We start from the raw sequence: 14,553 nt of genomic DNA on the forward strand, positions 1-14,553 counted from the left end.
AAAGTTTAGGAGAGGAATTCCATTTGAGGAAAATAGGATTATGTATAGCAATACTTTGTTTATTCATATTTATTATCTCAGGTAATTTTTTTGTGAAAAAAGTATGGAGTTCAAACTATGATGATGCACAATATGTTGCGTCATTTGTAGAAGAAAATAAAGATCAAAAAAACAGCGCATTGCTAGTGAAACGAAATGATAAATTGGTATATTCTATAAACCCTAATGTTGTATTACCTGTAGCGAGTACGATGAAGCTCATTGTAGCGTTGGAGTTTACAAAACAAGTAGGGGAAGGGAAAATTGATCCAAATGAGCTTGTGTCGATGGACGATATTAATCGTTATTACGTTCCAAAGACGGATGGCGGTGCTCATGAGAGATGGCAAAATGTTTTAATGAAAAAAGGACTTATTGAAGAAAATGCAGTTACGTTAGAACAAGTAGCAAGAGGAATGATGAAATTTAGTTCAAATGCAAATACAGAGTATTTAATGGAGCGCCTTGGTATAGAGAATATTAATGAAAATATAAATAAATTAGGATTACCATCACACCAGCCATTATTCCCAATTGTTTCATCTTTATATATTCCAGGCTATTTATACAAAGAATTACATGTTCCAAAGCAACAATTAGCGCATACATTAAGAACGATGCCGCAAGAAGAATATTGTCGTTATGCGATGTTAATACATGAGCGTTTAAAACAAAAAGGTCCGCAGCTGCAAAATGAAATTCCGCTTTTCTTGGGAGAAAAGTACGACAAAATTTGGTCAGATAGACTCCCGGCTGCTTCTGCAAATGACTATATGATTTTATTAGAGAAAGCAAACCATCAAAAAGGTTTCACAAAAGAGGAAGAAAAAGAATGGTCACAACTTGTGGAATCAGATATGCAAGGGAAAAAGTATCGTCAATATTTTCGACATGCAGGTCAAAAAAATGGGTATACGCCATGGTCTTTGTCTAAAGCTGTATATGCAACAGACAAACATGGAAACTGCACAGAAATTGTCTTTTTGGCGAATAATGTAAATGAGGAAGACAGTGCTGAATTACGTAAACATTTACTTAATTTGCATTTTCAAATATTGCAAAGTGATAAATATAAAGCAACTGTTATTAAGTAAAACCGATGTGTATGCATCGGTTTTTTTCTTTGGATAAACACATTTTTTGGGTAGCTGGGTATGATGATTAATAATCAATAAGTGAGGGGAGCTATTTAAAATGCGGGAGGGAAGCGAGGAGTTTTTACAGCGAGAAGGTGTAGTCTTTCCAGGGAGAACATATGCTGATTATATATTACAACATATATTCTGTTTTCAGCGGAATTATTTATTGGATGACATGTTTCGTATTCACCATGCACATGTCATTATGTTGCAAGAGGAAGGTTTGCTACAAAAACAAAATGCTAAGCAGATTGTAGCGGCGGTAGAAAAAGTAAAAACTGTCCCATTAGACGATCTAGTATACAGCAAAGAGTATGAAGATCTCTTTTTTTAGTTGAGCATTTGATTCAACAAGAAGCAGACAGTGATATTGTTAGCAATATGCACATTGGGCGAAGCCGAAATGATATGGGGGTGGCGATGTATCGTATGAGCTTACGACGTTATCTCCTACAATACATCGAGCATTTTATGCTACTGCAAGAGAGTATTCTAGAGCGAGCTGAGGAGCACATGGAAACGATTATGCCGGCATATACACATACACAACCAGCACAGCCAACAACATTTGGTCATTATCTGCTTGCTATTTATGATGTGATGCAACGTGATACGGAGCGATTATGGAACGCTTATCATATTGTAAATCAATCTCCTTTAGGAGCAGCGGCGCTTGCTACAACTAGTTTTCCGATTAATCGAAAGCGCGTTGCGGATCTTCTTGGTTTTTCGAAGGTAATTGAAAATTCATACGACGCGATTGCAAGTACAGATTATTTATTAGAAACAAGCAGCGCGCTTATGATAATGATGACAAATATAAGTAGATGGCTTCAAGACTTTTTATTATTAGCTACGAAAGAGTACAACGGTATTACAGTTGCAAATCCCTATGTACAAATTAGTAGTATTATGCCGCAAAAACGCAATCCAGTATCAATTGAACATGCAAGGTCTCTTGCAAGTAGCGCTTGGGGAGAGGCATTTACTGTTTTTCAAATGATTCATAATACACCGTTTGGAGATATTGTCGATACAGAAGATGATTTACAGCCCCATTTATATGAAGGGTTTGAGAAAGCACTTCGAGTTATTTGTGTAATGAATGCGGTAGTGCGCACGATGACAATTGAAAAGGAGATATTACAAAGTCGTGCAAAAAAGCATGCAATTACAATAACTGAATTAGCGGATACACTAACTCGGCAGTATGATGTTCCATTTCGCCGTGCTCATTATACAGCAAGCTATATAGCTAAACTTTCAGAAGAACAGAAAAAAGATTTACACGAACTAAATATTGTTGATATTAATATGTATTTACAAAAGGAATTACAGGTTGTATTAACAAAAGAGGAGTGGAGTGAAATAATTTCACCGCATTCGTTTGTTGCAAAGCGAAATGTATACGGTGGACCGAGCCTACTGCAAATGCAGCGAATGATTAAAGAGAGAAAAGAAAATGTTTCAAAGCAGGAAGAGCGGCTAGAGAATGTGAAGGAACAACTTGCTAAAGCTGAAAAACAAGTCAATAAACTTATTGCAACTATCATTCATTCATGAAATAAAGAAGGATTTAACTTGTAAATCGCTAATATATCACTATATATTTCGAAAGAAAGAAGAGATTATAGTGATACAACTAAATGTATATACGAATTTTGTACAATTTAAAAATGATATTCTGCCTTTTTTGGAAACGTATGAGCAAGAGAATAATTTAATATTAGGTGTGTTACGGTCCTCGCAGCTTCCCTTATTTATGGCAACGGCTACAAAAGAGAGAGAGCTTGTATTCGTTATGCTTCAAACGCATCATCAGCAAGCCATTGTAGCAAAGTCTGTGCCTTTAGAAAAGGATGATATAAGAGAAATTGCACAACAACTAGCGATTGCATATCCTGATGTGCCCGGATTAATTGGAGAAAAACAGATGGTAGAGTGTTTAGCAGAACAACTTGCGGATTTTCAAAATAAATCGATTCAAATCAAAATGAAGCAAGGGGTATATGGGTTAAAGTATGTAAAGAAGAGAGCCGGAAATAATGGGGTTTTCCGTCGAATAGAATTAAAAGAACAAGGTTTGATTGAAGATTGGGTATATTGCTTTTGTGAAGAAGTAAATTTAGCAATTACAAGGGAAGAAGCGGTGCATACTGCTGCTGAATTAATTGAAAGTCAGCGCTTGTTCGGATGGGAGATGAAAGGACAGTTAGTTTCGATGGCAGCTATTACAAGACCAACGAAACGTAATGTCACAATTAATTTTGTATATACTCCGAAGATAGAACGGAAAAAAGGTTATGCTTTAAACTGTGTATCAGCACTCAGTCAATATATGTTAGACAATGGGTATGCGACGACCTCATTATATACTGATCTAGCTAATCCTACATCTAACAAAATATATCAAGAAATTGGTTATGAACTAATTATGGAGTCAGTTCTATTATTTTTAAAATCTAAACAATAGAAAAACTCGCTACTAGCGAGTTTTTTAATTTTCATCAATGCGTACAATGCCGCCTTGCTGAAAGTTATCTGTTTCTAATAAATCAATAACGGCTTTTGCTACATAATTTGGTGAAAGTAAATGGTCATCTTCTTTCAAGGCTAAGAAACGGTCTACATTAATAAAGTCTTCTTTTGATGTTTGTCTAATTTCTGTTTGCATCTCTGTATCTACAACACCTGGCGCAAAAGAAATAATTTTTACAGGATAGCCTTTATCAGTTTCTTCTGCTGCAATACATTTTGTGAACATATTAATACCAGCTTTGGCGGTGCAGTATGCTCCCCAGCCAAAGTATGGTTTTTGTCCAGCACCAGAAGAGATGTTAATGATACGTTTGTCTATATTCCAGTCTTTCGTATGTTGCATAAAGGCTGAAGAAAGTAACATGGGAGCTACTAAATTTACATGGACATTTGCAATTAATTGCTCACTTTCTGACCGCTCAATTGGTTTCATTGGTGCTAACATACCGGCGTTATTAATAAGGTGAATAGAAGAAACAGTTTTTACATCAATGTTCGAAAAGATATTTTCCATCAATGATTCAATTTGATGAATCTCTTGTAGATCAAACGAATAAAAATCAAACGGAATATTAAGATGTTGTGCTTGTTCAATAAGTTGTTCGTTTTGTTTACGTGATATAGAGATGAGTTTCGTTTCTTGTTCTAATAATTGTGTAGCAATTGCTTCACCTAATCCTCGGGAAGTTCCTGTTAATATTACATAACGCATATATCTAAATCTCCTTTCATTATATATGTAATAGTATAAGACATTCTTTTTTAATACGCGAAAATAAAGTGAAACTTCCATCAGTGGGGGGTTCATCCCCACTGATGGTTAGTTGAACCAATCGGGCGCATGCCAGCAGTTATCCCCCACCTATCTTCTTTGCCTCTCTCTCAATCTTGAGGTGGGGGTCTTACTGCCCGTTAATGCGGGATAAACTAAACTGAACGGAATTAATGCGTCTACATACAATAGAGTAATGTATTATTTCGAGGAGGAGTAGGTATGTACTATGTAACCCCTAACTCATATAATCATCTATATCGGGTATATGAGGGAACGTATAACCAAGTGTCACAAGCTATTTTAGAAGCTATTAAAGGCGAAGCTGCTGCGATTGATTTTTATAGTCGGCTTGTAAAGGAAGCACCAAATGCAAGACATAAAAAAGATATTTTACATGCATTAGAAGACGAAAAAGTACATTTACAACAATTTATACAATTGTTTACAACACTAACTGGACAGCAGCCAACGTATCAAGTGGTGCAAACTCAATATTCTTCTTATAAAGAAGGATTAGAACGTGCATATGAAGATGAACTAGAAGCGTATGAAGATTATCGAAATGCTTATTTATTAACGCAAAACTTAGCCGTTCGAGATGTTTTCTTTCGGGCGATGACAGATGAAATAGAGCATGCAATGCGCTTTGGTTTTTTATTATCTTCTTTATCATAATTTAAGGATACTAGACAATTTTGTCTAGTTTTTTTTGCCATCGCACTCGTAAAAATACATCTATGAAAATTCATAATTTATGTGTATCAATAAAAAGATTGACAGTGCCTTCTGATTTCAGTATTGTATTCAAGTATGTGTTTAAATCAGGAGGGTTTTATGGAAAAGCAAACTACACATCATGTGAAAATGACAACAGCAGATCCGTCTGCACTTGGCTTATTTGGGCTTGCAATGGTTACACTTGTTGCGTCCTCACAAAAACTTGGCTTAACAAGTGGCATCTCATTTGTAGTGCCATGGGCAATCTTTTTAGGAGGTTTTGCTCAATTATTTGCATGCATTAACGATGCAAAGCATAACAATACATTCGGAACAACTGCGTTTGGTGGATTTGCATTGTTTTGGTTTGGCGTTGGGACTTCATGGTTAATTCAACTTGGAGTATTTGGTGAAAAATTAGCAGCAACTGTGGATCCAAAGCAACTTGGAGTAGCATTTGTTGGTTACTTAATTTTTAGCTTATTTATGACAATTGGCGCAATGGAAACACATAAAGTATTATTTATGATTTTTGTACTTATTGATTTCTTATTTATTGGTCTTTCATTTAGTACTTTAGGTGTTATGCCACATGCGATGCATAAATTAGCAGCAATTTCTGAAATGCTTATTTCACTGCTTTCATTCTATGGATCAGCAGCTGCAGTATTAAATACGCACTTCGGAAAAGTTGTATTACCTGTTGGTAAGCCATTTGGTATCTTCAAAAATAAAACATAGCAGCATGAATGAAACAGAAAAAAGCAGTTAAGTATCTATAAGATACTTAACTGCTTTTTGCTTCGTTAGAAGCAACAGCGGATGTTCCTGTAACTTCCGCAATCTTTGAAGCTTCAGCTACGTGACCATCAATTGTTACATCCACTTTTTGATTGTTATTGGCAGTTACAACCCAGCAGTTCGGAAGATAACGAGACTTATGAGATAAAGTGGAAGGGATGTTTAATATATCTCCTAAGGCATACATAGTTGCAGAAGAACCACCATCCATAGCCATCGCGTTTTCAGCGCCCTCGTCATATAAAAGATCCTGACAATCTTTTAAAGAAGCGCCAATGCTGTGAGGTTGTCTACCATCTACGATAAGAAACATAATTGAGCCATCTTTTTTTGAGCCATAATGCTTCGTGGACCATATCCCCAGCCTCCATCATTCGTAAGCATTTTTTCGCCATTTACGATAAGTTGGGGCATAAAACCAGCTGCAGAAACAACATTTTTATTCAGCAATTGCTGTGCAGAGTAATCACCTGTTACCATTTGTCCATATTTTGTTAAGCCGGTAATAATAGTCGGTGAATTTATATCTTTTGGTGTATGGATAACTTGTCCGTTCTCGATAACAATGCCTAGCCCCTCTTTACCGCCCCCATGTCCCGTTTCATCTGAAAATCCACTTGCATTTACTGCAGTAATTGCGTGATTTCGCTTCGCCATCACGTAAATTTTTTCACCAACATCGCTACCTTGTGTACCTTGCTGTGTTACAAGTTTTACATTAAGAGGATTGCTAATTGTCATGAGCTTACCTTCAAAATAATGATCCGCATATTTTTTTTGAATGGTTTCGATTTTTATATGAAGCGGTATATGTTTTTTCGCTTCTAATTGCTGTTTTGAAAGTTTCTGAAAACCAAGAGATTGGCTGTTTTTCCACTTTGGATTATTAATGGAATTTGAAATATCATCCAGTTCTTGTTGTGATAAAAAGGTAAATTTTGCTAAATTGCGGTGTTGCGAAGTTAGAATACTTTCCGCAGCAATTACACGCAATTTATGTCCATACGGAGTACCAAACAAAATACCAGCACCAATTAAAATGAAAATAAGTAATAACATGGAAGATACCTTTATCACTTTTGTTAGATGTTTTTTCATTCTGAAAACTCCTCTTATATAATTCATTCCTTAGTTTTTTGTATGAGAAATTCGTTTTTTTATTTGATTTGTTTATTTACAATAGAATGATATGAATAATTTGACAAGAGGTAAATATGAATGTATATCGTTAAATTACAATGAAAACGGTCAGATTAATAGCGACTGAATGAAAAAATAGTGAACGGCTGGAACGTTAATAACAAGAATGAGCATTATGTGGTGGGAGGGCAGGAACAAAGACATGTAAGATAATTCAATAGAAAAAATAAAGAAGTGAAAGGTATTAAACCAGCCAATTGATGAGGTTACGAAAAAACATGAAATAAACATTTGCTTTTATTCTAATAAAGGTGTATAGTGATGTTAAACCATTTTACTTTTAATACCATAGAGATTTAAATAAGCTGTAACTTAAGAGGGGATAGCAATGTTAAATCTTCTCTGGGTTGCAGTTTTTTAATGTCTAATTATTATTTGTAAAGTGGTTGAAAATGGACATGTACGTAAAGGTACATATTTTAGGAGGATTTTTTCATGCAAAACGGTAAAGTAAAATGGTTTAACGCTGACAAAGGTTTCGGTTTCATCGAAGTTGAAGGTGGAGAAGACGTATTCGTTCACTTCTCAGCTATCCAAGGCGACGGCTTCAAGACTTTAGAAGAAGGTCAAGAAGTTACTTTCGAAGTTGAACAAGGTAACCGTGGACCACAAGCTACTAACGTAACTAAAAAGTAATTGAAATGAAAGAGAAGGGAATCCCCTTCTCTTTTTTTAGTACCCTAAAATAGAGAATATTTGCGATATTGTATTGTTAATACATATTAGAGATTGGGGATATAATGTTAAGAAGAGATAAGGAAGAGGTATGTAGTATGTATGAACCAAAATATTATATTGTATTTGATATTGAGCGGAATTTTAGACCTTACCAATCAGATGCTCCAACGGAAATTGTTGATATTGGAGCTATTAAGATTGAAGCAAGTACAATGAGCATTATCGAGTTTTTCTCTTCGTTAGTGAAACCATCGGCATCTATATCTCGTCATACAACAAAATTAACAGGAATTACAAAGCAAGATGTAAAAGGTGTAGAAAAATTTCCTAAGGTAATCGAGAGATTTCGTGAGTTTGTTGGAGAAGATTATATGTTTGTAACGTGGGGGAAAGAAGATTACGGATTTCTAACGGAAGATTGTGTACGATACAATGTGGAGTGCCTTGATCTTGGGAAGGAAAGAAGATTTGATTTACAGAGATTTGTATTTCATGCCTATAAAGAATTATTCCTAAATCCACCAAGTTTGAAACTTGCAGTGGCACAATTGGCTTTAGAATGGGAAGGAAAACAGCACCGTGCCTTCTCGGATGCCAAGAACACCGCGAATATATTTCTCACAGCGGCTAAGCAAAAGGATATTCATAAACGATACAAGAGAAATGTGGAACTCATACTCGTAAAAAATGGCTCTTTAACTGATAAGGGTAAAAAGAAAATGAAAAGATGGGTATTTAAAGAGGTAAAGAAAAACGGAAATTCTCACTTGACATGGGATACATTCATAAATAGTAAGACATGGGAGAATGTATCTGATCAATATCATTTCAATCGTACGACCTTACTACTGTTACAAAATTACTTCAATACTGCTTTGAAGAAAGCTAAACAGCAACTTCAAGTATTGGCTGCAATGAATAATAATAATCAAGGGAATAAAACATAATAGAATTTATAAGAAGAGCGGGAATTCTGGGATAGTATTCCCGTGAAGGCGACGGTAAAAGAAATGGCATTATGATTTGCTATAGAAGGAATTTTTCCCCCCGTTAATGCGAGATAAACATGCACATTAAGACCAAAGGACAAGAAAAACCTAATACATCCCCACCATACAGATTTTTCATATCGATACAAAAGGATAGAAATGTAAATTTGTGAAGATAACAACTCCTATTGTTATCTTCGATAATGAAAAGTTGCTCCTTCTTGGATCTAAGAATAACCCACAAATGATAAGCTGTAAAATACTCATCCATACTATGAACTGTAGAAAATCTCCATTCAATGAACGCAGCAATTGAATAAATAACGAAAATGGCCCAGTAAATAAATGAATGGAGTGAAAGCGAAGAAATCTTCCTATTTATTTAAAATGAATGACCTTTTTAATTTTTGCTATATTATTTTTTCATGTATTTTAAAATAATATCTACTAAAAGAATATATGAATGGAATCAATTTATAAAAATAATATATTGGTCTAGGTTACATATGTAAGTGATGAATCATAGAATGTGAGATGATATATAAATTTACGAAATCTTAATGAAGGGACAATAAAATGAAAGCATACTTTAACAAAAGAAGAGTAAGTAGACGGGATGTGGAAAAATATAAGCTCATTGGGGATGGGAAGGATGGGGAAGTATATCAATTAACCAATGATAAATGCGTGAAAATATTTTTTCTGGAAGAAACTCAAAAAAAAGAGTTGAAAGCTTTGGAAATTGGACAATCATCACCTATTATTCCACGACTTTATGAATATGGAGAAAATTATATTGTTATGGAGTATATACATGGAATTTCACTTGCACGTCACTTGAAAAAAGAAAAAAATCACAGAAGAATTAGCCAGAAAAATATTAATAATGTTAAATGAATTAAAAAACCTAGGATTTACTAGATGGGACACGGAAGTGAGACATGTTTTAATAAATGAAGAAGGTCAGTTAAAGGTCATTGACCATAAGAGAGCTTTTACTTCAAATAGTAAGGCTCCTACTAAGTTATTAGAGGGGTTTAAAAAAATTGGACTAGCACAGGATTTTTTAAAGCATGTGAGGAATATACGACCATCGATTTATAATAAATGGATGGATTATCAGTAAAACGAAGTGTCTTGGATGATATATTATTGTTTTTGAATATTAAAACCACCGCTATGTTTTCGTTTTTCAGAATTTTCAGTTGGTAAGAATGCCATTAAAGGATAGGTACGGGGAATAATTACTAATATGTGCTTGGTTGGCAAGAGTTTTCCATCAGCGAGGATTAAAGGAACCTTCAGTGATGGGAAATTTTCTTTATCATATAAGGCAGAAGCATATAAATCTCAATAGATTATAAGGCTTGAATATTGCTTGTTAGTAATAAATAAAAGCGGGTTTTCCGCTAATGACGGTTTCTTTTTGCGGTATTAATCATAAATTAAGAAGTACAAGGAGTGAGAATACTAATGAAAGAGTGTATTTTAGTCATTGGCGCACATCCTGACGATGAGTTATTAGGATCTGGCGGAACTTTAAAAAGATTAGTAGATGAAGGACATCGGGTAATTTCAATTATTACTGCTCTAGGAAGAAAAGAGGAAGCTCATCACATACAGCACCTAGGTCGGTGTGCAAATAAGGCGATAGGTATTGAAGAAGTGATATTCCTCCAGAATGCTAATTTAGAATTGGAATTAATTCCACTGCATCAATTAACGAAAGAAATAGAACACTTAATACAGATTTATAAACCGAACAAAATCTTCACACATCATTATGGAGATCTCAATATTGACCATTATATTACTTTTCAAGCGGTTTTAACTGCGACTCGACCTCTACCAAACCAACAACCGATAGAATTAATTACATTTGAAACCGTTTCCTCTAGTGAGTGGAATATCCACACGAATGATAAATCTTTCAAACCTAATTATTTTGTCAACATTACAAATCAAATGGATTCAAAGATTGCGGCACTCAAGCATTACGATGTAGAAATGAGAGATTTTCCTCATCCTCGTTCATACGAAGGAATTCAATATTTAGGAAGAGTTAGGGGAATGACGATTGGTGTACCATACGCCGAAGCGTTCGAAGTAGTAAGGAGGGTCTGGGAATGAAAATGAAACTTGAGTTTCCGTATCCCTATGTAATCAAATCATTGGATAAATATTTTGGAATTCGATCATTTTCAACACAAAAAAAGAAGAGTACAATGCAAGAACGTTATACAAATACAGAGTCGAAGAGGTCTAAAAAGAAAAATCTTTCCATATTAATTGCTACGTTTTGGGACTATCCTCATACTGGAGGATTATCTAATTATATTACGGCACTTAGTGAAGGTTTAAGACAACAGGGACATCATGTCGACATTATCTCTCCTAATCAATTTTCTCAAAGCCGAGTAGAAAAGATGCGTGAATCGGTTGTTCCCGAATTAAAAAATTTTTTTAAAACACGTTATGAAAATTATAATAGCACAATTGTTAGAAATCAAAGAAATATGTATATCTATGAAAAAATGTTACTTGATAATATTAACTTTAAAAAATATGATATCCTCCATGCGCAAGATTTGTTTACAGCTAATATATTAGGAAGAATTAACGAGTACTATGGGAAAAAATTATTATTTACCCCCATGGAATGTATACTTTTAACCGGCTGAGGTTTGGCATATTTCAAAAAGGTTCGCTGGAAGAAGTCTATTATACAGTATTAGAAAGAAAGGCCATTGAATTTGCCAATCACCTTATTATTCTCAGTGATTCATTTCGGCGTCCATTAATGCAGTTGGGGGCAAAGCGAGAGAACATGACAACTGTGTTGACGGGCATTGATTATCCTGATAAGTATCATACAAAAAATACATCAGCGCATAAGAAACTCGTTATTACATGTGTCGCTAGATTAGGCCCAAGAAAAGGCCATAATATATTACTTGACGCTCTTTCACAAATGGGAAGCAAATATACTGACAACGTTAAAGTACTCATTGTCGGAGATGGTGAGATGAGAGACAAGTTAGAGGAACAAGTCGATGATTCGAATCTTTCCATGGTGGAGTTTTTAGGGGCAAGAGATGATGTGCCAGACATTTTAAGTAAAACTGATATTTTTGTACTTCCAACTTTAAATGACAGCCTGCCTGTTTCTATTATTGAGGCTATGCATAGTGGGGTTTGTGTCATTTCCACACCATTAGGAGGTATACCTGAACTGATTAACCACTCTAAGACAGGTATCCTTGTCGATGCAGGAGATACAAATAAATTGGCACGCGCATTAAAGTTCGCCATTGAAAATCAAAAAGCTCGAGAGCAGTTGGGTAAAAATGCAAGAGAGTTCGCTAAGAAGCATTTAACTAGAGAGACAATGGTAGCGAATATCGAAAAAATCTACAAAAAGTATTTAGGTGAGGAAGAACTCTATGAATCATGAACATGCAGCGGTTGTACTAGATTTAAGCGCTAATGGAATTGGAATTATTAGAAGCTTAGCGAGAAAAGGAATCAAGGTTTATGCATTTGATGTAGAGAAACCTTATAAAATAGGAAAATCACGCCTCGCTTCATGTGGAGTATGCCCAAGCCCTTTATCTGAAGAAAAGGAATTACTCACTTTTCTAATCAACTTAGCTAAAGAATTTAAATTGAAACCCATTTTGTATACAGGTGCGGATGATTATGTGGTATTCATTTCAAAATATCGAATAGAGCTGTCTAACTACTATTTATTTTTGTTCCCTGAACATTCGTTGATTGAAGAAACACTGAATAAACATAAAATGTATGAACTGGCAGTCAAACATAATATTCCATGTCCTAAAACGTATGTGATTAAGAAGCAAGAACAATTGGAAGAAGCAATATTGAGCCTCGACTTCCCATGTATATTAAAGCCGGTTTTGGGGCATGAGTTTCGAAAAAAGATAAATCAAAAGGCCATTCTCATACAGAATCCAGACCAACTTAGAAATGAGTATAAATTGTATCGACAGCATGGAAAACTCATCCTTCAGGAAATCATTCCTGGCGACAATCAATGTTTTTATAAAGTTGCCACATTTTATGACGACAACATGGAGTTACTAGCGTTATTTTCTTTACAAAAGAATCATCAATTTCCAGCTGAATTTGGAACAGGGGCTCACATCGTTAGTAAACAAGTTCCAGAATTAGTGGATATATGCTTACCTTTTTTGAAAATATTAACCTTAAAGGTATTGCTATGGCAGAGTTTAAAAAGGACCCTCGCGATGGTGTTTATAAGTTTATTGAAATAAACCCTCGCTTTTGGTTAACGCATAGTCTGACAGGGCCTGCCGGTATCGATTTTGTTTACATGTATTATTTATATTTAACCAAGCAAAATCCAGCGCCGAGACTTAAACAAATAGATGGTATCAAATGGATCTATCTTGTGCGGTATTATTTAACATTCCGCCATAAGAAAAAAGAGCTGAAATGACGTTTAAAGATTTTTATGAAGGGTTACGAGGCAAAAAAGAGTTTGCTTTGTTTGCATGGGATGATCCAATGCCATTCATTAGAAGCACATGGTCTCATTTGATAAACGCCTGGAAACGAAAGCGAAAGGAATGAAAACATTGTACGAGGCAAAAACATTATCCTATCATTTTGAAAAGTTAAAAATTGTAGAAAAACTCTCTTATTCAATGGATAAGAGAGTTGTAATAGATTCCGATAAAATAGAGTGTTTAAAATCAACAAGAAGAAGTAGCATATACAAATTATTTATTCGAACAAAAGCTGATTACTATCCTATCATTTTAAAAATATATAATTCAGCAGATTACAAAAATGAAATAGAGATTAATATATATGATAGAGCTTATCCTATATTGAAAGAATTTCTTCCTAAAATATATCATATTGAACAAAATGGAAATGAAACTTGGATATTCATGGAATTTGTACGCCAAGTACGCGGTCAGATTACCTTCTCTCCGAAGCATTTTGACTACATTATCCCTACTGTTGCCAAACTTCACGCACACACATTTGAAGACAAGATTAAAAAGCATAAAGATGTTTGGGAATCTTGGCTCCCCATTTATGAATCGAGCCAAATGAGAAATGATCGAACAAAATACATTGGAAAGACGATTAATTTTCTTGATGATGCGATGAAAGACGACCGGTTAAGGGAGATCATTAAACCTTATTATAAATCTCTAGTAAAAATATGTAATAAGGGACCGGATTTTTCCCGGAACTATTTAAAAATGGTTCATCGATAACACATGGTGATCTTCATATGCAAAATATTTGTAGCAACAATGTGACACTAAATGCACCATGGAATATTCAATTTATTGATTGGGAGTCAGTTAAATATGCACCCGTCTGGTTTGATATGGTTGTTTTAGTTGAAATATTATTAGGTTTTAGAAAAGATTGGCAGGGCCATGCAGAAGAAATTCGTACACATTGTGTGGAATTCTATGCAAAAGAAATGAAGAAGAAGGGTATTAAATTTAAAACCGCTCCAATGGACCTTTATAAAATGGCATATTTGCAGAGAACATTAGAAAAAGGACTGCATACCCAGCTACGAAGAATATTTGATAATCGCGGCGGTGAGTTATTGCCGTATCACCTTGAAAAAATTTCGACCTGGGGAAGAGAATTAGGCTTATAA

Annotated in this window: 9 protein-coding genes and 6 pseudogenes; 12 read left to right on the forward strand and 3 right to left on the reverse strand. The window is 34.8% G+C overall.

Annotation, left to right across the window (positions count from 1 at the left end; genetic code table 11):
* Positions 1-32 precede the first annotated feature (32 nt).
* From ACEWFJ_RS11145 to ACEWFJ_RS11155, 3 genes and pseudogenes are all read left to right on the forward strand, one after another.
* On the forward strand, positions 33-1,133 hold the full coding sequence (locus tag ACEWFJ_RS11145; protein ID WP_473692446.1) for a serine hydrolase: 1,101 nt from the start codon (positions 33-35) through the stop codon (positions 1,131-1,133).
* 100 nt (positions 1,134-1,233) lie between these two features.
* Positions 1,234-2,741 (forward strand): annotated as a pseudogene (gene argH, locus ACEWFJ_RS11150) (argininosuccinate lyase).
* A 70-nt stretch (positions 2,742-2,811) separates the two neighbouring features.
* Entirely contained in the window at positions 2,812-3,651 is an 840-nt protein-coding gene (locus ACEWFJ_RS11155; protein WP_473692180.1) for a GNAT family N-acetyltransferase, read from the forward strand.
* 24 nt (positions 3,652-3,675) lie between these two features.
* Here ACEWFJ_RS11155 and ACEWFJ_RS11160 read toward each other — a convergent pair whose 3' ends face one another.
* On the reverse strand, positions 3,676-4,428 hold the full coding sequence (locus tag ACEWFJ_RS11160) for a (S)-benzoin forming benzil reductase (protein WP_473692182.1): 753 nt from the start codon (positions 4,426-4,428) through the stop codon (positions 3,676-3,678).
* Positions 4,429-4,710: 282 nt separating this feature from the next.
* Between ACEWFJ_RS11160 and ACEWFJ_RS11165 the strand changes: the two genes are divergently transcribed.
* Positions 4,711-5,166, forward strand: coding sequence for a ferritin family protein (locus tag ACEWFJ_RS11165; protein ID WP_473692184.1), 456 nt, complete (start codon positions 4,711-4,713; stop codon positions 5,164-5,166).
* A gap of 159 nt (positions 5,167-5,325) precedes the next feature.
* Positions 5,326-5,949 (forward strand): acetate uptake transporter, encoded by a 624-nt coding sequence (locus ACEWFJ_RS11170; RefSeq protein WP_473692186.1) that lies wholly within the window; start codon positions 5,326-5,328, stop codon positions 5,947-5,949.
* Between the two features lie 46 nt (positions 5,950-5,995).
* On the opposite strand, the pseudogene ACEWFJ_RS11175 reads toward ACEWFJ_RS11170, so the two are convergent.
* A pseudogene (locus ACEWFJ_RS11175) lies at positions 5,996-7,134 on the reverse strand (phosphodiester glycosidase family protein).
* A 510-nt stretch (positions 7,135-7,644) separates the two neighbouring features.
* On the opposite strand from ACEWFJ_RS11175, the gene cspD reads away from it, so the two are divergent.
* A complete protein-coding gene (gene cspD, locus ACEWFJ_RS11180) occupies positions 7,645-7,845 on the forward strand; it encodes a cold-shock protein CspD (protein WP_035430809.1) in 201 nt (66 codons plus the stop codon).
* A 137-nt stretch (positions 7,846-7,982) separates the two neighbouring features.
* A complete protein-coding gene (locus tag ACEWFJ_RS11185; RefSeq protein WP_440603894.1) occupies positions 7,983-8,834 on the forward strand; it encodes an exonuclease in 852 nt (283 codons plus the stop codon).
* A gap of 177 nt (positions 8,835-9,011) precedes the next feature.
* Here ACEWFJ_RS11185 and ACEWFJ_RS11190 read toward each other — a convergent pair whose 3' ends face one another.
* Positions 9,012-9,254 (reverse strand): DUF1361 domain-containing protein, encoded by a 243-nt coding sequence (locus tag ACEWFJ_RS11190; protein WP_473692448.1) that lies wholly within the window; start codon positions 9,252-9,254, stop codon positions 9,012-9,014.
* A gap of 198 nt (positions 9,255-9,452) precedes the next feature.
* On the opposite strand from ACEWFJ_RS11190, the pseudogene ACEWFJ_RS11195 reads away from it, so the two are divergent.
* The 5 genes and pseudogenes from ACEWFJ_RS11195 (at position 9,453) to ACEWFJ_RS11215 (ending at position 14,553) form a co-directional block, all read left to right on the forward strand.
* A pseudogene (locus ACEWFJ_RS11195) lies at positions 9,453-10,002 on the forward strand (AarF/UbiB family protein).
* Positions 10,003-10,349: 347 nt separating this feature from the next.
* Entirely contained in the window at positions 10,350-11,006 is a 657-nt protein-coding gene (locus ACEWFJ_RS11200; RefSeq protein ID WP_473692188.1) for a PIG-L deacetylase family protein, read from the forward strand.
* Positions 11,003-12,330 (forward strand): annotated as a pseudogene (locus ACEWFJ_RS11205) (glycosyltransferase family 4 protein). Before ACEWFJ_RS11200 ends, ACEWFJ_RS11205 begins: the two are co-directional and overlap by 4 nt.
* Positions 12,320-13,493 (forward strand): annotated as a pseudogene (locus ACEWFJ_RS11210) (carboxylate--amine ligase). The pseudogenes ACEWFJ_RS11205 and ACEWFJ_RS11210 overlap by 11 nt, the downstream one beginning before the upstream one ends.
* 5 nt (positions 13,494-13,498) lie before the next feature.
* Positions 13,499-14,553, forward strand: a pseudogene (locus tag ACEWFJ_RS11215) (phosphotransferase).

Source organism: Bacillus sp. EA-CB0995 (genome assembly GCF_055814245.1).

Excerpts from the sequence above, each read along its gene's own strand:
- ACEWFJ_RS11170 (WP_473692186.1), top strand. The coding sequence starts at position 5,326 with ATGGAAAAGCAAACTACACATCATGTGAAAATGACAACAGCAGATCCG.
- ACEWFJ_RS11185 (WP_440603894.1), top strand. The coding sequence starts at position 7,983 with ATGTATGAACCAAAATATTATATTGTATTTGATATTGAGCGGAATTTT.
- ACEWFJ_RS11160 (WP_473692182.1), bottom strand. The coding sequence starts at position 4,428 with ATGCGTTATGTAATATTAACAGGAACTTCCCGAGGATTAGGTGAAGCA.
- cspD (WP_035430809.1), top strand. The coding sequence starts at position 7,645 with ATGCAAAACGGTAAAGTAAAATGGTTTAACGCTGACAAAGGTTTCGGT.
- ACEWFJ_RS11200 (WP_473692188.1), top strand. The coding sequence starts at position 10,350 with ATGAAAGAGTGTATTTTAGTCATTGGCGCACATCCTGACGATGAGTTA.
- ACEWFJ_RS11165 (WP_473692184.1), top strand. The coding sequence starts at position 4,711 with ATGTACTATGTAACCCCTAACTCATATAATCATCTATATCGGGTATAT.